Below are 20,415 nucleotides of genomic sequence, written 5' to 3'. Positions count from 1 at the left end.
ACCTCTCTACAAGGCTTTCAGGCTATTTGCAGTCAATGTGGTCTGTTTGCAAATAATGTGGTTTGTTTGCAGCTAATTTGGTTTCATTTGCAGATAATGTGGTTTTGAGACCCCCTCTATTTGCAGTTAATGTGGTTTCGCTCATTGGCTTGTTTGCAGTTTGAAGCGTTTATGTTTGCAGTTTCTTACAGGTAGGTTGTGCGGTTGGGAATGTAAGAGAGCGGGAGTTGTCGTTAATATCCTTTGTATCAATAGTTGTTGTGTCTTCAGATTCGGACTCAGATGAAGAATCTTGTTTGCGCCAATACACCCACGATTGCAGGTGATTTATTCGATCGTCATCAATTTCCCTACCACGTTTAAAACTTTCAATTACCGACTCAATTGGATATCGATAATCTTCAAGATAGCTAACTTTTAAATGTTCCCGGATACCAATGTGTGTATATAACTTCCCTAAATCCCCACCCTTGAACGGCTGTCCATCCACACAGTAGCTAATTCCCTTGAGCTTACCAGTACGGGTAAATTTACAATCGACTTGGATATTTTCTTTTAATAACCGTGCTACAAATACTGGCATCGCGGGTTTATCTGCCGCCGCTTGTTCTATACTATTTTGCAACCGTTCGACTATATTTGTTTCTCCTGATTGTTGGGCTTGTTCGATGTGTTTGGGATATGCTTTTTTCTTCTGGACTTCCCAACTGGACGGTTGGATAATTAAATCGTATTGTTGTTCGATTTGGCGCAGGATTTTTTCGGTACGGTAGTAGTCCAAATAATCGTCATTGCACTCACCGTCGTAGGATACTCGATTAATGACCAGATGAGCGTGGGGTCTGGGTTGGGAGTCAAATTCGGCATCGTTGTGCTGCACCAAAATAAATTGGTTGTTCGATAGTTTCAACCCGTCAAGCAAGTCTTGTCCTATCTGGCACAATTCCCACTCGTCGAGGGTTCTATCACCAGGGGCAGGACTGAAGGATAGGTGCAGTACGGGTTTCTTAACACGCTGGTTAAAGTTGGCGAACTTGCGGAACTCCCAGGCAAGTTGGGCAGGTGTTCCACCAGCCATATTAGTATTGATTAGTTGCGCGTCTTTTTTACCCAGGACGTAGGCAACACAACCGTAGAAGCCGTTCCCCTTGGTGATATTGCCAATCAATCGGATTCCTCCCTCAGTGAAGGAAATATCTGGTCGGGTTGGTTGGGTAGTCCCAATAGCATCTGTTTGACTTCAAGCAGCAATGGTTTGAGGGCTTCGATTTCGCTCCTGGGGTCAGCGGCGATAGCGATCGCCTCTCCTAACTTGACAGCACGGTTAATTGCATAGGCAATTTGGTTGATGTTGTTGCCAATTCTCCCCAGTTCTATATATATGTGTTCGTTGATAGCTGGTACTGGTGGGGCAATATAAATGCGATCGTGTTCGACACAGTAGCGGATAAATTTCGAGATATTGTTACCCATACCAGCAGCAAGGGCTTTGGCTTCCCAAGCTTCTTTTTCCTCCTCAGTCAATCGCAAGCTGACGAGACTAGTTCGTTTTGGTTTGGGTTTTGACTTGCGTCCAGAAGAGAAAACTTTTTTGGCTTCAGTTTTTTTATCCATCTATATATAGGGAAGTTTTTATAAATAAAAGAAGTTTTTTAATCTATAGTAAGTCGATAAATTTATAGGTGATTAATGATAATCACGCTTAATATTGGTAAGCAACCCCACGGCTAGAAGCCAGAGCTTCCAAAGCGAGGTGGTTCGGTGATATTAAATCCACTGTTATTTTATCGAGTTTTGGGGGTTTCCAAAGGGGGTGGAACCCCAGGGGAAACGCACCAAAATGCGCGAAAAGCAAAAATAATAGGTACGTAGCTTCTACGTATAAGACTTCAGGTTACAGAGTCATACTTAAAATTACATTTATTGGTTTAGTTAATAATTAAATCTAATATTTGATTTAATTATTAGTAAAATAGGATGCGAGAATCCGAGGGGAAAAATGCTTTTATTGCATCAACCCAATTGAGAAAACTATTAATTACTCTTATTTGATAATTGATTGATACCAGCTAAAACTTCTATCAAATATTCATTATCCCATCCAGCAAGATTTCGTTTACGCTTTATCCCCTTTTTGAGATTTGTTTCTTGATTTAAAAGGTTCAAGGAAATATGCCTTAACACTGCAAAGTTTTGGGCAGCATTACCCTTTCTAATACGACAATCGTCTTCTCTAAACGCTACATCTAATGTCCAATGTAATTGGTTCTCTATATTCCAGTGAGCCCGCACGATTTGTGCTAAAACATCAGCTTCACAGGATAAGCTCGTAATAAAATAACGAGTTTCGAGTGTAGTTTTATCCTTAGAAGTCCGCATGAAATTTATCATACCTATGCTAGTCAGCTTGTTCCATTTTCCATCCAAATCTATAAGGTCATGAACATTAGTTAACATAGTACAAAGTCTAGTTTCATTGCGCCCATGACCTTGTTCCGTTAGTCGTAATTCACTATCTTCAAAGCCTTGAAAGTTAGATTTAATTGCTTCTTTAAATAAGTCATCAACTCTTTCATATAAAGAACCTTGATTCATTTTTAAGTTGATAACATAATCTCCACCTTGCTCAACAATTTGTTTAACAATTTCTTTTTGACATCCCATAGCATCGATAGTTACAATGCAGCCTTTCAAAGATAAGACCTTTAATAATTCAGGAATTGCTGTTATTTAATTTGATTTTTCATCAACCTTAACTTGTCCCAATACTAACCCTTGAGAAGCTACCCAAGCGCTAACTATGTGGATAGAACTTTTCTGATTCTTAGTATCAAATGAATGGCGTAATGTTTTTCCATCAATAGAAATTAATTCTCCATTCGTTAACCGATGAATGGATTGAACCCAACTAACGAAACATTGTTGAAACTGTAAAGGATCAATCAGTGAGAACACCCGAGAAAAAGTATCATGGGATGGAATACCATTTGGTAATTCTAAAAATTCTTTAAACCATTTATATTTGGAGTCACCAAATAGTTCAATGTCTTCCCAAGTATCTGCTCCACAAATGACAGCGCAGATGGCTATCGTCATAATATCAGGTAACTTATGTAACTTTGAACGCTCTATCCTGGGGTCATCAATATCACTAAAATGTTCTGAAATTGTTATTTTTGGTTTTAGTTTCATGACTTTTGGAAATTATTAATACTAGAAATAATACACAAAAAGCATTGTTATTTATTATTGATTTACAGCAATTTTCAGGTAATTGAACCACAAACAACGGTAAAATGAGGTGATAGTGATAGCGATCGCTATACTTGATAATCTTCGTATATTACAAAATGAAATGCAAAATGTGGATTAAAAATAAAATATTCAAAAAATCAGATGATTTTTGACCTATAGCTATTTTGTCAATTGTATTTATGCCAAATAATATGTGATCCAATATACTTTGATGTTTCATTTGATTGTTTGATCAAATGAAAATTAGAAAAATTTATACCTCCTGAAAAAATCTAAATTTTATTTATTTTTTCATTTCATGGAAAGATTATTTCTTCTCTTTAATCATATAAAATAATGGTTTTTTGTAAAGAGTAATACCCCGTCTTTAAAGACGGGGTTTAACGAAATATTTTTTGATTTCAGTGTTTGTTTTTACAAAGATATTTTCTTGCCAAAATACTTGTATTTTATCTCACAGCTAAAACATTCAGACTCGCTTAAGTGTTGGTTATAATTGTTGCCAATAATCGCTAATTTTCCGAAAATTTGAATTGCTATCCTAAAGCATTTATTATCAACATTGATAATTTTTTATCTTTATTTGATAGGCTTTATAGCTATTCTTAATATCAATCTCATAGTTACTTTAGGAGCTACGAAACTAAGTAAAATCTAAATAAATACGAACATTATTATACTAGCAATCCAATTTAAAGTTTTAAGACACATTTTGATCACACAGTCAATATCTATTGTTACACTTTAAGGCGCGTTTGCCCTGGGTGGAACCCACTTTGGCGAGCTTGGTGGCGCTACAATCTAAAAATCACACCCAGAAATGTAATACGCCGCCATTGCTCGCTACAGAGAATCTACGGGGGTATGCGATAAGTATATCTCAGGCGGTAAGTCTTGTCAGGTGGGGGGAGGGCGCGATAGTTCGGTTTTTTGTCGTTGGGCATCAGTAGCAATGCGGTGGCATGACGGGAGTAGGCGCAACTATCCCATAATGCGGGGTGATTTGTGATAATACTTTTGTACTGGGAATACTTCTACTATGTAGGGGGTTAGTTTAGGGATGGTGGGGGATAGCCAGAGATGACATTTTCTCAGTATAAGATTATGGTATAGGGAGTCACAAGAGCGAAACTGAGAATCTCTTTTTTATCTGTAGGAATGGTGTTTTTGCAGGTAATGCTCAAGGCAATTATCTGACGGCAGCATAGAAGACTTCGCTGTGCGAGTACTGGTTCGCTTGAGCGCCATCGTTGATACCGTCCTGATAAGTTTCTATTTGATTTGGAGGAGTAGATGTTATCCGAATCGTCTGTAATGCCAATAGCGGACTAACTGCTGGATATTTTTCCCAAGCGCGGAAGAAGAAGAATTGAGGCTTGCAGTTCTTGTCCGCAGCAATTGCAGCTACTAAAGCTTCTATCTGTACGATATAAATGCGAACAGTTGCTTTTTTTGCTCCCCGAAACTAGTTGCCAGGAGTCGCGGTATACAGCATTACCGCGCACAGCACTTTGTCCCTCCAGGTCGGCAACCTGGAGGTAAACAAACGCTGGATTTCATCTTAGGACAATACCTTGGCTTTCCCGTGACCGTCGATTTTCACTTAGTAGCTGTGTGAAGAGAACAACATTTTATTATTGCAGATGTTATGTGGCAGACAGTAACGAAGAATCGCAAAAGTTAGAGGTTCTCTACGTTAAAAATCATGTATAAATTTATTTAGACTCTGCGGTAAATTTCACATAAAACAGCTTTGTAAGTGCGTCGGTAGTTCTACTGCTGCACGTATACGCCTCAACTATTGCTGATGACTACTGCCTGTATAAAGCGTATATAGAGCGTCAATAGTAATTGACCTGAAAATATCTGCGGGCGTTGGCTTTTAGCCCTTGATTTTCACCGCATTTTTACGCAGTGTGCGTTCTACCTACGCATAAAGAATGCATCATTCATGTCAATGAAGTGTACTATAGACTTATATTCAAGACCGCCAAAAGAGCAAACGCGCCTCTTGGTAGCTGTACTCCAATACTGATTCTGGGTACTTACAAGTATGCTTGTGTACTCACTACACTTCTGTGCCCTACGGGGTGGGCTGTATATAAAGTATCAAGAATTAATCAATAAATTAGGTTATACATGTGTAGTAACGGCGGCATTTTTCTGGTAACAATGTGAGAATAAAATTTCTATCTGGAGTCAAATTAGAAATATCTGTTTCCTGATTAAACCTGAGAAAATGAATCGATTGAAAGCATTGAAATACCCACCTTAATGTAGGATTGTTTATCCCTTTACCCAATTGATTTTTAATGGTTGATTTGGACGCTGATAAAGCTGCTCTAATTTGTCTTTGGGTAAGTGTGTAAACTAGTAAGCATAACCCCATGATCATTGCCAAAGCCAAAGAGTCTTTCTGGACTTTTAAGGAAAATACTATCTGCGAAAAATAGTGGGTCTTTTAAAAACCCAAATCCTCTTTCACATGACTGCTGCGCTTTGTATTCTCTAATCATTTCATCGTTGCTGAGAACGCTTGATTCTAAAACATTTGTGGCAATAACGAAACGCCCAGCACTTCTAATTTCGATATCAATTGCATTTTCGTTTTTAGAGACAGTTGCGAAAATTTGAAAATATTTCTCTTGTTTTTCATCTTTTTTGTCTGGCTCTTTCTCGGCTATTTCAATATTCTCTACTTGATGATGTTTAAATTGTTTCGATATTTTTGATAATGCCTTCATGGCATCAGCCGAACATGCAAACCTCTCTTGAGATAATGTTTTTAACTTGGCTTCAGTACTTTTGAGGCATTTTTCAATATTTTGTGATAATTTACGTAAGTCTGATTTTCTTCTAAGATGGCCTTGTACTATTAACCATCTTTGCTCTATTCCGGCATAACTGACTTTTTTCTCATGAATATCCATCTATTTGACTTTGAACCAACTCTGATTCTGGTAAAGTTGTAACTAATATTTTTGCTGATTTTATAGTTAATGGCACGCGAGACAACCACTTAATATTAGACATTAATTTGATATTTTGTTCTGTATATATAGCACAATCTGCTACCATCAAACCATCGACTTTTATTTGATTTTGATATTCTACAGCAATTGCGCCAAAACAGGCTGAATCAGCTTGATTTCCTGATGCGGTTTTCAGAAAAATTGGTATATCCCCGTCTCCCGAACATATCAATTGCATGATAAATTGTTTTAAATCTGGTCTATGGTCGCGAGAATAACCATATGTAATGTCTATGGCTTCAAGTGATTTAGTTTCTGATGACTCTGGAGATTGAAAATCACCAAAACTTTTAAAGATTACGTCGGGTAAACTATACTTGTATTCGCCATGTACGTGAAATGAAGACGAGTCTAAATGTGAGGTTTTTAACGAGACCTCAAAAATTTTGACAACAACTAAGGTAATGGTCAAAAATATTCCATTTAACCCTTTTAGAAATAATTTATCCATCACCCTACCAAGTTTATCATCATTTAAATATTCGGCTTTAACTCCGGCTCCAATTAAATGCTCGCAAGCGATGTTCTCAAAAAAATTAGGAAACATATATAAAGGTTGAGAAACCATTCCTAATCCGTTTAAAATCATTGCTTTAACTACATGTCCCGCACTAACTTTTTCTCCTGGTTCTTGCCCTATTAAATCATTAATTATTCCCACCAAGCCAATGGAATCTATTATTCCTGCGACTATGCCTAAATGGTCTATATTCTTAATTTCAATATCTTTGACATTAACCATGACAACAAAGTATCCACAACGATATAAGTTTAAATTTTCACATTTTTGGTTCCTATTTGTGCAAGAAATCTTATACTTAATCGAATTATAAAAAAGGGGAAGAGAGAGGCTGCCATTGGCAGCCTCTCTCTTCCACCCCTCTGCATGAGAATGATTATGATTTTGGTGTGCGCCTATCAAACTTGTATTAGCTGTACATCCAGCTTAATAATACTAATTCCTATTTAGCTCTAGTAAATTCTCCTAATAAATAGTTCTTATGTACTAAATATATCCGTTTCCTTGGGGTGTGACAGTTGTGGGTGCGGAATGTAGGCTATAAATGTCCTGGGCAGCTCTACCACAAATAGCACCAGCCGAACTACTAAGAACAAAGACAAAGCCAACCACAACATGTGGTTACTGTTAATATGAAAATAAAAGGCGGCGACATTTATAGGTAGAAATCCTACAGCAAAAGAGGCTAAACTAACATTGCGGAGGGTATGCCCTTCTGCTAAGCCCAAGAAGTATCCATCCAGCATGAAAGCAACTGAACTAAATCCTAGGACGGGTAGTAACCAAAAAACATAAATATCAATTTGTTCAGTGATTTCGGTGTGATTGGTTAATAGCCCAAATACAGTTTGAGGAAATAGCACACACACACCAGCGAAAATGAGTCCCACTAACAGGCTTGTTCCCACAGAAATCCTAACTAGAGCTACTAGCTGTTCGGATTCTCCTTTTCCTTGAAAGTTTCCACTCAGGGTTTCCGTACCAAATCCCAGTCCTTCTGTGAAATAGCTACTCAGTAAGAATATCTGTAATATCAGGGCATTTTCTGCATAAGTAATTGTCCCCAGTGCTGCACTCTCGTAGTTGAAGATGAGGACAACTAAGAGAAAAATAAAATTGCTGACAAAAATGTTTCCATTTAGGGTGAAACTGGAGATGATAGTTGAGGTGTCCCAAATTTTTCCAGCTACGGCTCGTAAATCTTGCCACTTGACTTCTAGGCAGAAAACAATCAATCCCAGCAATAAGGTCAGATACTGGCTGGTAGTATAGGACACTCCTGCCCCCATACTTTCCCAGCCCCACCGGATAATAAACAGGTAGTCAAGTGCGATATTGGCAACATTACCAACGACGGACAACAGCACAACTAAACCACTTTTTTCCCGTCCTAGAAACCAACCTATCAGGACGAAGTTTAGCAAAACCGCAGGCGCTCCCCAAATTTGGGCGTTGAAGTAGGTAATGGCTGAAGCTTTGACCTGTGGGGTGGCATTCAGCAGGGCAAACCCCAGTTCTTGCAAAGGGTACTGCAAGCTTACAATGGCAACACCCAGCACTAGAGCAATTAAGCCATTACGCAGTACTACCAGTAGTATTGCCTCCTGGTCATCTCGTCCTACCGCTTGAGCAGTCAGCCCAGTGGTACTCATCCGCAAAGAGATTAAAAGCAGGAAGACTAAGCTAGTCAGGTTTCCTGCTAGCGCAACCCCCGCTAGGTGATCGATTTCTGACAGATGACCCAAGAAAGCCACGCTGAGCGTATTCGCCAGCGGTACCATGATGTTGGAGAAGACATTGGCTAGAGCCAGTTGGAAGAAGCGAGGAACGAGGTCATTTTGGCTTGAGAGTGTCTGATCTATCGATTGACTTGCGTTGTTTTCCATCGAAATCTCTAATCAAAGATGGCTATTCTTTATAATACTTTCTAATACTTTACATTTCTCGCTCTAAACTGGAAGAAAATTTTTCTAATCGCCTTCTCTCACCTGCCAGTTTAGCTTTAGGTTGATCCAGAAATTCCAGAGGGTAACGCAAGCGATCGCCACCAATGCGGGCAATATATTCATTGCATCCCGCGCTATTTAGGTGTGCTGGCTCGTTGTTTTAATTCTATAATTTTGTCAACTGCCCTTTGAGTGCCGCCTGCTTCTACCAAGGATTTGCCCAATCGCTCCACATTGCGACGAATGGACGAATCCTGCATTACCTTTTCCACCAGATCGCGCAATTTCTGCGGCTGAATGTTTTGCTGTTTCACCCATACTCCCGCACCCAATTCTTGTACCCTACTAGCTACTAAGTACTGATCGGTAGCTTGAGGAAATACAACTAACGGCACTCCGTCAATTAACGCCTCCATTGTGCTATTCATACCCCCATGAGTGATAAAGACACTGGAGTGCTTGAGGACTTCCAATTGGGGAACAAAATGTCTGATAATAAAGTTAGGCGGAATCTCTCCAAGCAACTGCATATCCACAGACTTACCAACAACCATCACCACCAGATGATGGCTATGACCGAAAGCTTGTAGGCATTTCTTGAAGAAAGGAATGTTTTCATTTAAGAGCGTTCCGAGCGAAATATAAATAACGGACTTTTCTTCAACATCTGCTAGCGGAAAGTCAGAGTCAGGGGGTCTCTTGCCGCCGCACAAACCCATGAAAATGTAACTATTGTCGAACAATTCGCGCTTAAATTGGAAGGTTTCTGAGTTGAAGACAATATTTAGATCGCCCGGTACGTGGAACAGCTCGTCTATTTTCAAGCCCTCAACTGAGTATTGTTGTCTCAACTGCGCCCACAGGTGTCTGTGATTGTAAATCAATTGCAGTTTTTTGGGGATTGTATAGAAGTTGGCATCTGGAAACAGAAACGATAACGCTGGAAAAAAGCGAGGCGCTAAGAACGCTGCCAACCACTCCAGCGATATCTCTGGAAAAAAATCAGGTGGTAGGGCGACATGGTTATAGGTAGACACCCTGGGAAGCTTCAGCAAATCACTGAGCAGGCGTCCCCACAAACACATTGAATCAAAAATGAGCAGCTTTGGCGGATTGCGTCGGAATTGTTTTAACAAAATCGGCAGCACTTCTAGGCTGGTTTCTATCAAATAGGATTTGACTGATGAAGAACTCCATGCATCTAGAGAGGTAGGAAGTGGTTGGAATTGTGCCCCAGCTTTCTCAATCGGATGCCGCAATTCCTCATCCTCAATACAATAGTAATCTACTTGTTCTCCACGTCGAACCAGTTCCTGTACTATACCCAAAGTTGAATTAATATGAGACCAAGCAGGAACGTTAAAGAAAACTATATTTGACATTTTATTCTATCCTTGCCTCATTTAAAGGAAGAAAACATCTCAAAAACTTGGTTGCGATTTAATCGTTAACCCCACAGCACAAGAAGTTTTTTAGAAGAATTCTGCGTCCATCCGGATGAGAATGATGATTATTATAGAGCTATTTTCTTCATTTCCTGGAACTCTCCAGACCCAACAGCTTAAAGTACTTGTATAAAGAGCGATTCTTTCGAGCGTGCCATTCACGTTCCTAGCCTTCTACACAAGTTCTATATATATCATTCGTGTGTTAACAGGAATACTTTGAGGCGCATATGTCCAGCCCAAAATTAAATAATCTTCTAAAGCATTTAAAACTTCAACTTTTGAATGATCGTACATAGTCATAGGAATAGCTTGAATTAATTCATCCGTGGCACAGTCTAGTCCCAATACAATAGCTTTTCGAGCAATTCTATTGATATGTTTGAGACAAGCCTGAATATCTTCTACAAACAACAGTGCGCCTAGAGAAACTACAAAATCATAAGATTGATTTTCAATCTCAGGAAGAGCATCTTCTATTGTCTGATGTATAGTTTTATAACCTCGTTGAGAAGCATATTGAAGCATGCCTGCTGAAACATCAACTCCTGTATACTCAAAATCTCCTGACAAAAAATCACTCAGCAGTCCTGTTCCACATCCAACATCTAAGATACTTCCTCTTTGAAGATTATACTTTTGAAATATTTTTTTAACCTCGTTCAAATATTGCACGTTTAATTCAGGGCTTTGCACCTTTTCATCATATCGGTCAGCAACTTCATCATAATTCTTTTGTACAACATTTATTTCTTTCATTACTTTATCCTTTATTTAAAATCTGCTAAATTGCTGTTTGAATTCTAGAATCTTGTCAACGGCTCTTTGAGTCCCTCCTGCTTCTACCAAGGATCTGCCTAATCGCTCCACATTGCAACGAATCGACGAATCCTGCATTACCTTTTCCACCAATTCGCGCAATTTCTGCGGCTGAATGTTTTCCTGTTTAACCCATATCCCCGCACCCAACTCCTCTAATCTATGGGCTGTCAAATATTGCTCTGAATATTGGGGAAACAAAACTAGTGGAACTTGGTGAGTTAGCGCATCCAAAGTACTCTGCATACCACCATGATAAATAAAGACGCTAGCGTACTTGATAACTTCTAGTTGCGGTACAAAATTCTTGACAATAAAGTTAGGAGGAATCTCTCCTAGCAAATTAATATCCACAGAATTGCCAACAGTCATCACCACAATATGATGGCTATGTCCAAACGCTTGCAGGCATTTTTTAAAGAAGGGAATATTCTCATTGAATATTGTCCCAAGTGAAATATAAATCACCGACTTTCCTTCAATTTTCGCCCAGCAAGACTCCGGTTCAAGCGAGCTTTTGCTGTAACACGGACCAGTGAAGATGTAACTGGAGTCAAAGTTTTCTCGCTTGATCTGGAAAGTTTCAGATGTGAAGACAATATTCAGATCGCCGTGGAAGAAGAGCATATAGCGCATTAGCTTGAACAAATCGTTCTTTTTCACGCGCTCAAACTGATATTTTTGCTTCAACTGAGTCCAAAGGCTTCTGTGTTTGTCAACAATTTTTGGGGTTTCAGAAAATCTTCTGATGCAGTTTGGTGCTAAAAGTACTGGAAGCGGTGGAATAAATCGGCGTGGTACAAGGTGATGAATGTGGGTAGCAACTGTGGGAAGCTTGAGCAACTCACCAAGAAGGCATCCCCATAAGCACGCTGAATTAAAGATAAGTAGCTTTGGGCGATCGCGTTGGAAATGTTCCAATAGAATCGGGATCGCTTCCAAACTGGTTTCCATTGAGGCAGATTGCGGCGTTGCGGTTTCATCCAACCACAAATCTGGATTGGCAGGAAGCTGATGGAATTGGGCACCAAAAGACTCTATTTGATTCCGGAATTCCTCATAACAGTAGTAATCTACCTGTTCTCCCCGCCGCACTAACTCCTGCACTATTCCGAGAGTGGAATTAACAGTTGAGTGGGCACGTAGGTTGAAATAAACGATGTTCGACATTGTACTGATAAGGTGAGAAGAAACCAATATGGCTGCAAGTCCCTAAGTTCCTAAGAAACACAGGGAACAGGGAACAGGGAACAGGGAACAGGGAAATAAATGGTGTTTCTTTCATTCGTTGCGGGCGTGTAATCGCGCCCCTTGGGCGCTCACATCTTGCAGCAGTATCAACAACTAGGCGGAGCTTTGATATCTCGTTCCCAGGAGCAGCCTGGGAACGAGGGTTGGGAGGCTCTGCCTCCCAATTATTGAGAATGGTGCAAGTTATCAGTAAGGGAACTGTAAGCCAGAAGAACTTCGACCTGTCAAAGACAATAGACCTGTCCTCAGCCGTTCAGCTATGACTTGGACATTGGGAGGGTAATTCATAGTAATGTGATTTCCAGGAACTTCATGAACCTCTAATCCTCCCGCTGCCAAATCTCGCCAAGGGAGCTCTGGGTTTTGGGGATTGGTTGCATCCCGCTCGTGGGCGCGGAAAAAGATGATGCGACCTGGGTAGATTCGTGGTATATAGCTCCGCATAGCTTGAACGTCCACCTTGAAGAGGTCAAGGAAGAAGCGGATCTCGGGCAGCCCGTAATCAGCAGGCAATCTCATAGATTGCCTAGCCTGATCCAAAAAGTGGAGCAATCGCTCGTCTGGTTCAAGCTGCCGGAGATGGTCTGAAGAAAAAGAAAGGTTGGCACCGACATTAAGTATATAAGTCAGGATTTGCAGCTCATCATCTTCTATTTTTACCGGCATTTGACCGGGACCTGGAGTATCTATAAGAGCGAGCAGCGCTACTTGTTGACCTAGAATAAGCAATTGCTGTGCCATCTCGAAAGCCACAGTGCCTCCAAAAGAAGCACCCCCAAGAAAATATGGTCCATCAGGCTGGACAACGCGCAGTGCTTCGATATATTTAGTCGCCATCTCCTCAACTTGGGTGAGTGGTTGTGTTTTTCCATCTATGCCTTGTGCTTGTAACCCATAGACTGGATAATCTGAGCCTAGACAATTTGCCAAATCCCGATACATGTAGACGTGTCCGCCAACCGGATGTATTAAGAAAAGAGGTTGTTTAAAGCTGCCGGACTTAATTTCCACCAGCGATGAGGGAAGGGCTGGTTGGTTAGAAATGGCAGCGGGTGAAGCAGTCTGTTCTATTAATTCAGCAAACCTTGCAATAGTGGGCGAACTTAGCAAGCTGTGGGGAGATAATTCTATTTTCAGGGTTTCGCATAACTTGGAAATCAGGTGAACTGCCAGGAGGGAATCTCCCCCCAATTCAAAGAAGTCATCGTGGATTCCCACCGGCTCAATCCCAAAGAATTTTTGCCAGATTTCGGTTAGAGTCCGTTCCAGCTGACTGCGGGGAGCAACATAGGGATTCGGTAAATTCGGTCTTGTTGCGTGGAGTGAGGATAAATCTTTCTTTGGATACAAAGTCTCCAAAGTTTCAACATGCGTCTTGACAGCATCATCAGAGCATACCGTATGGGAATTTAATTCTTTTTGCATCCCTGCAACTTTTGGCGGTGAAATCCAGTAACGCTGCCGTTCAAACGGATAAGTCGGCAACGGTAGGCGATGACGTTGAGAGCCAGCATAGAATCCTGCCCAATCTACTTGTATTCCTGCAAGCCAGAGTCTGCCTAATGCGTTCAACAAAAAAGCCACATCAGATTGTTGGTCTTGGGGATGTCTTAACGAAGAAAGTATAACCTGTTCTGCCGCTTTATCTACATGTTTTTTCGCGATCGCACTCAGCGTCCTTCCAGGACCAACTTCTAGTAAAATAAAGTCTTGTTCTTGCAACAACCTTTGCAAGCCTGAACTGAAAAGCACAGTTTGGCGTAAATGTCTAGCCCAATAATTTGGATTTGTTGCCTCCTCTGCTGTAATCCAAGTTCCGCTGACGTTGGAAATATAGGGAATTTGAGGGGGTTTCAGGTTGACTTTTTTCACCTGTTCGGTGAATGTCTCTAAAATGGGTTCCATCATCTGGGAATGGAAGGCATGAGAGGTATGCAAGCGACGGCATTCCACGCCTTGTGCCAGGAGTTGCTGTTGCAGTGCTTCTATTGCATCTGTGGCACCTGAAACCGTGCAAAGGGATGACCCGTTAATTGCAGCTAGGGAGAGTTTATTGTTAAGGAGGGGTTGCACCTGCTGTTGGGGAAGCGGTACAGCAAGCATCGACCCTGGAGGCATTTGCTGCGTGAGTTGCCCCCGTGCAGCGACGAGGGACAATGCTTCTGACAAGGAGAAAACGCCTGCAAGACACGCAGCCACATATTCACCAATGCTGTGACCGATTGCCGCTTTGGGATGCACGCCCCACGACATCCATAATTTAGCTAGGGCATACTCAATGGTAAACAGTGCAGGTTGTGCGATGGCAGTCTGCTTCAATTGTTCTGCCGCTTGTTCAGCAAGTTCTTCACTCGGATACAGCACATCCCGCAAGTCAAGTCCTAGGTGAGGTTTAAGGAGTTCTGCACAAAGGTCGATATTTTCGCGAAATGCCGATTCTTCTTGGTAGAGTTCCCCAGCCATATTCACATATTGCGATCCCTGACCCGAAAACATGAACGCGACCGGGCGATGTTTAGGTTCTTGGACGTTGGTAAAAATTCGTTTCGGATCTTGGGTAGAAAGTGTATTGACAGCATCTTCTCTATCACTGCACACTAATATCCGTCGATAGTTGAAAGCCTTTCGACCAACTCCAAGCGTGTAAGCTACATCAGCCAGGTTAATATCAGGATGATGAGTTAAATGTTCAACCAAATTTGCAGTTGCAGTATCGAGTGCCCTCTCAGTTTTGGCGGAGAGTATCAACAACTGAAACTTTCTCCCCGGCTCCCCGGTTCCCTGAATCTTGTACTCAAATTCAGCAGGAGTTTCCTCCAAAACGATATGTGCATTAGTACCCCCCATACCAAAAGAACTGACCCCAGCACGGCGAGGAGTGCCATTTGTTTCCCACGGGGAGAGTTTGGTATTGACGTAAAAAGGACTATTGGCGAAGTCAATTTGGGGTGATGGTTGTTCAAAGTGCAAGCTAGGTGGCAGCAACTTGTATTTAAGTGCCAGAACAGTCTTAATCAGACCTGCCACACCGGCTGCGGTATTCAAATGTCCGACATTGGTTTTCAGCGAACCGATTGCACAGAAGCCTTTCTTCTGGGTACTGGCACGAAACGCTTGTGTTAGCGCTGTGATTTCAATGGGATCTCCTAGCGGAGTTGCAGTGCCATGAGCTTCTATATAGGTAATTGTATCGGGATCGATCCCAGCTACAGCCTGAGCCTGGGAAATTACTGCGGCTTGACCATCTATACTTGGAGCTGTATAGCCGACTTTCAACGAACCGTCGTTATTGATGGATGAGCCTTTAATCACTGCATGGATGCAGTCTCCATCAGCGATCGCATCTGCTAGGCGCTTGAGAACGACAATTCCCACACCGTTACCGCCTACAGTTCCCTTTGCTTTGGCATCAAAAGCTCGACAGTGTCCATCGGGAGACAAAATTAAGCCTTCTTGATACAAATAGCCTGTCTTTTGCGGAAGATGGATGGAAACGCCACCTGCGATCGCCATATCGCATTCGCCATTCAGCAAACTTTGACACCCTAAGTGTACGGCGACCAATGAAGTAGAACAAGCCGTTTGTATGTTAAGTGCAGGTCCTCGGAGGTTGAGTTTGTAAGAAACCCGAGTCGCCAGATGATCTGGAGCATTGCCAAAACTCAAGTCGTCAAAGTCGTTCAACTCTAAAATTTCGCGGTTGGGATAAAGATTTTTTAGTAAATAATCATTCCCGCCACACCCTGCGTAAACCCCGATCAATCCCTTGTAATTTTCTGGGTCATAACCTGCTTTTTCTATGGCTGACCAAGCACATTCTAAAAATAAGCGTTGTTGTGGATCTATCAATTCAGCTTCTTTGGGACTATAACCAAAAAAATAAGCATCAAATAGCTCTATGTCTGACAATACACCGCTGGCTCTTACATGTTTAGGGTTATTTAGCCACTTTATGTTAACACCTTCGGCGACCATTTCTTGTTCCGAAAAAAATGATATAGATTCTATCCCGTTGCATAGGTTATTCCATAAGGAATCTATATCTTGGGCTTTTGGAAACTGACCGGACATAGCAATAATGGCTATATCAGACTGATGATGCTGCCTAAGTTGCCTTTGTTGCTGCATTGAAGCTTGGCGATCTGCGCTTCGCAGCAGCGCTTCGCTATCGCTACCATTTAACCCATGACCATTGCTTTGTTTTGAAGCATCTTGTATACTTAAATGTTGGCTCAAAGAATGTATAGTTGGGTGTTGAAACATTTCAACTACTGACAACTTCACTCCCAAGATTTCTTGCAATTTGTGGTGAACCTGAACCACGAGCAATGAATGACCTCCCAACTCGAAGAAATTGTCATAAATCCCCACTTTCTCTACCTGAAGCATCTCTTGCCAAACGGCAGCTACGATTTGTTCGACCTTGGTTTGTGGCATTACATAAGCTGCATCAGGTCTAGTCGTGTGGTCAGGGACTGGTAGGTTGTGGCGGTCTATTTTACCATTGGGAGTCAGGGGCATTGCCTTTAATATTACAAAGGCATTTGGCACCATGTAGTCGGGCAGCTTACTTTTGAGGAAGGAGCGCAACTCACTGAGTGTGGGTAGTGCTGCGTTTGGTTCCGTCTCGGTCTTAGGAACGACATAGGCGACGAGGCGCTTATCGCTTTGAATATCTTCTCGGACGATGACTGTGGTTTCTTGAACTTGGGGGTGAGTGGCTAACACAGCTTCGATTTCCCCAAGTTCGATGCGGAAGCCGCGAAGCTTCACCTGATTGTCAATGCGACCCAGAAACTGGATGTTGCCGTCACTTAGGTAACGTGCTTTGTCTCCTGTTTTGTACAGACGTGACCCCGGCTCATTGCTTATGGGGTTGGGGATAAATTTTTCATTTGTCAAATCCGGACGGTTGAGGTAGCCCTGTGCCAGACCATCTCCACCGATGTACAATTCTCCAGGGACACCGATGGGGACGGGTTGTAGGTGGTCGTCGAGCACAAAACAGTGAGTGTTGGCTATGGGGCGACCGATGGGAATGGTTTTTGCCCCTTCTGGAACATCTTGTACCAAATACCAAGTGGTGAATGTTGTACTTTCGGTAGGTCCATAAACATGAAGCAACCGTACAGGTGGATCATTCTTCAGCACTTTTTTGACCCACCGCAGATCCACAGCTTCTCCTCCAAATAGGAGGTGTTTCACCGAAGAGAAAGCGCACGGGACTTCCCTTGCTACCAAATTGAACAAAGCGGTCGTCAAGAACAATACGGTAATGCCTTGCTCTTTGATCGCGGCTGCAAAATCCAAGGGTGAAAGCGCTACATCCTTAGCTATCACAACGAGCTTCGCCCCGTTAAGTAAGGCTCCCCAAATCTCGAATGTAGCAGCGTCGAAAGAACTGTTCGAGACTTGAGCAATTACATCTTTTGACCCTATATTAATGTAGTTTGTGTTAATTACCAAACGGCTCACTGCCAGATGAGGAACAGGAACTCCTTTAGGTAACCCTGTTGAGCCAGAGGTGTAAACGACATAAATCGTTTTGTCGGGTGTCACGCTGGTTTTAAGATTCTCCTGGCTTTGTTGGGCAATGACCTCCCAGTCTGTGTCCAGACAGACAATTCGTGCTTGATGTTTAGGAAGCGACTCTACTAACTTCGCCATCGTTAGCAGCACTGGCACAGATGCGTCTTCTAGCATGAAGACCAAACGCTCGGAAGGATAAGTTGGGTCAAGGGGCACATACGCTCCACCTGCTTTGAGGATGCCAAGCAATCCCACTACCATCTCTAGCGATCGCTCTACGCATATCCCCACTAGCACTTCAGTCCCTACGCCCAGGCGTTGCAGGTGATGTGCTATCCTGTTCGCCCGTTGGTTAAGTTCTTTATAGGTCAGTTGTTCTCCTTCAAAGACTACCGCAATGGCATCGGGCGTAAGCGTAACCTGTTCCTCAAACAAGTTATGGATACATTTATCTTTGGGATACTCTTTTGTGGTGTTGTTCCACTCTACTAATAATTGGTGTCGCTCTCGCTGCGTTAGCAGAGGCAATTCAGAAACTCGCTGTTCTGGATTCGCTACAATACCTGATAGCAGGGTCTGGAAATGTTCTGCCATACGAGCGATAGTGTCATTGTCAAACAAGTCACTATTGTATTCCCATGAACCTATCAATCCTGAGGAGGTATTCGACATTGATAGAGTCAAATCGAACTTCGCCGCTGTGGTTTCTACTACCAATGAACTTACAGTTAAGTCAGGCAGATCGAAAGAAGGCATGGGAGAGTTTTCGAGCGTAAACATCACCTGGAACAGGGGTGTGTGGCTTAAGGAGCGCACTGGTTGCAATGCCTCTACCAACTCTTCAAAAGGCAAGTCTTGATGAGCGTAAGCTCCTATTGCCACTTCCCGCACCCGACTCAACAGCTGCTTAAAACTGGGATTGCCAGATAAGTCAGTACGCATTACTAAGGTATTGACAAAAAAGCCAATTAGCCCTTCGATTTCCTTACGGTTGCGGTTAGCAATGGGCGTGCCCACTACGATGTCATCTTGCCCTGTATAGCGATAAAGCAATGTCTGAAACGCTGCTAATAGCGTCATAAACAAGGTGACTCCCGTGCGCTTGCTGAGTCGAGTAAGTGCCACGCTCAACTCCTGGGAAAGAGCCAAAGAATGATACGCCCCTCGATTTGTCTGAACAGCGGGTCGCGGTCTGGACGTGGGTAATTCTAATAAACCCGGAGCATCCTTTAATTGTTGCTTCCAGTAGTTAAGCTGCGTTGACAGTATCTCCCCAGTCAACCACTGCCGCTGCCAAACAGAAAAATCAGCGTACTGTATGGGTAATTCTGGTAAAACTGGATCTGAACCTGCACAGAATGCTGAGTAGAGTGTTGCTAACTCTGAGTATAGTACGCCCATTGACCACCCGTCAAAAATAATGTGGTGTACTGTTAGCACAAAGACGTGTTCTGTTTCGCTTTCCTGTAGCAAAGTTGCTCGCACTAAAGGCGAGTGTTCCAGATCAAAAGGTTCCATTGCTTCAGTACTGGCTAATCGTTGCGTCTCGACTCCAATATCGCTTGACGGCATGATATGAAGCAATTCCACTACTTGCAGTTTTAAATTCAGAGTAGAAGCGATAACCTGAACGGGTTTACCCTCTATTATTGCGAAGTTTGTCCGCAATGCTTCGTGGCGACGGATAATTTCGTTGAGACTGGATTCTAAAGCAGCTACGTTGAGTTGACCGCTAAGACGCAAGGCTAATGGTATATTGTATAATGCACTATTTGGGTGTAATTGTTCAATGAACCACAAGCGTTGCTGTGCAAAGGATAATGGAATTTCGGCGGCTCTTGAAATCGGTAATAGAGGCGAGACTTTTATAGATTGCCCCGGAGCGATCGCTATCTCAACACGTTCAGCCAGGGAGGCAACAGTGGGAGATTCAAACAAGCTACGTAATGGTAATTCCACTGCCAAGGTGTCGCGCACCCGAGAAATCACTTGAGTCGCTAGCAAGGAATGTCCGCCCAGTTCAAAGAAGTTGTGGTGAACGCCTACAAGTTCAATTCCCAAGACATCCGTCCAAATGCTGGCTAGCATCTCTTCAATAGGAGTTCTTGGGGCTACTAATGAACGTTCCAGTTCGGGTTGAAAGTCTGGTGCTGGTAGGGCGCGGCGGTCTACCTTGCCGTTGGGGGTAAGCGGTAGGACATCTAAGATAACGAACGCTCCAGGTATCATGTAATCAGGCAGTTTCTCTTTGAGAAAACCGCGCAAGTCGCTGGTGGCGATCGCGGAAGACTGGTTAGGAACAATATAAGCTGCCAGATATTTGCGGTCAGGAACATCTTCTCGCGCCACGACCACAGTTTCTCGCACTGCTGGGTGCTGGGCGATCGCCGCCTCAATTTCTCCTGGTTCAATACGGAAGCCGCGAAGCTTCACCTGATTGTCAATCCGACCTAGAAACTCGATATTGCCATCACTTAGGTAGCGGGCTTTATCGCCGGTCTTATACAGGCGCTCACCTGGTTTATTATTGAAGGGGTTGGGGATAAATTTCTCATTTGTCAAATTAGGACGGTTAAGGTATTCCCGTGCCAGACCATCACCACCGATGTATAGTTCGC

The 20,415-nt window shown here is 42.6% G+C and carries 7 protein-coding genes and 2 pseudogenes; all 9 read right to left on the bottom strand.

Features of this window, described 5'->3' with window-relative positions:
- Positions 1 to 169: 169 nt before the first annotated feature.
- Entirely contained in the window at positions 170 to 1,168 is a 999-nt protein-coding gene (locus OGM63_RS11100) for a relaxase/mobilization nuclease domain-containing protein (RefSeq protein ID WP_263745595.1), read from the bottom strand.
- Complete coding sequence (locus OGM63_RS11095) at positions 1,165 to 1,614, bottom strand: plasmid mobilization protein (RefSeq protein ID WP_263745594.1); 450 nt, start codon at positions 1,612 to 1,614, stop codon at positions 1,165 to 1,167. The genes OGM63_RS11100 and OGM63_RS11095 overlap by 4 nt, the downstream gene beginning before the upstream one ends.
- A 420-nt stretch (positions 1,615 to 2,034) precedes the next feature.
- Positions 2,035 to 3,192 (bottom strand): annotated as a pseudogene (locus OGM63_RS11090) (ISAs1 family transposase).
- Positions 3,193 to 5,383: 2,191 nt separating this feature from the next.
- Positions 5,384 to 7,029 (bottom strand): annotated as a pseudogene (locus OGM63_RS11085) (IS1634 family transposase).
- A gap of 257 nt (positions 7,030 to 7,286) precedes the next feature.
- Positions 7,287 to 8,693 carry a guanitoxin biosynthesis MATE family efflux transporter GntT gene (gntT, locus tag OGM63_RS11080; protein ID WP_263745593.1) on the bottom strand — a complete coding sequence of 469 codons (1,407 nt, stop codon included), beginning with the start codon at positions 8,691 to 8,693 and terminating at the stop codon, positions 7,287 to 7,289.
- A gap of 194 nt (positions 8,694 to 8,887) precedes the next feature.
- Entirely contained in the window at positions 8,888 to 10,135 is a 1,248-nt protein-coding gene (locus OGM63_RS11075; protein ID WP_263745592.1) for a macrolide family glycosyltransferase, read from the bottom strand.
- Between the two features lie 237 nt (positions 10,136 to 10,372).
- A complete protein-coding gene (locus OGM63_RS11070) occupies positions 10,373 to 10,957 on the bottom strand; it encodes a class I SAM-dependent DNA methyltransferase (protein ID WP_263745590.1) in 585 nt (194 codons plus the stop codon).
- Between the two features lie 15 nt (positions 10,958 to 10,972).
- Positions 10,973 to 12,187 (bottom strand): macrolide family glycosyltransferase, encoded by a 1,215-nt coding sequence (locus tag OGM63_RS11065; RefSeq protein ID WP_263745588.1) that lies wholly within the window; start codon positions 12,185 to 12,187, stop codon positions 10,973 to 10,975.
- A gap of 267 nt (positions 12,188 to 12,454) precedes the next feature.
- The coding region (locus OGM63_RS11060; protein ID WP_263745587.1) for a non-ribosomal peptide synthetase/type I polyketide synthase at positions 12,455 to 20,415 on the bottom strand (7,961 nt) is incomplete at its 5' end.

The sequence above is a fragment of the Plectonema radiosum NIES-515 genome, from assembly GCF_025753815.1.
GTDB lineage: Bacteria > Cyanobacteriota > Cyanobacteriia > Cyanobacteriales > Nostocaceae > Hassallia > Hassallia radiosum_A.
The sequence above is the reverse complement of the archived record's forward strand: the minus strand, read 5'-3'. Positions and strand labels throughout refer to the sequence as shown.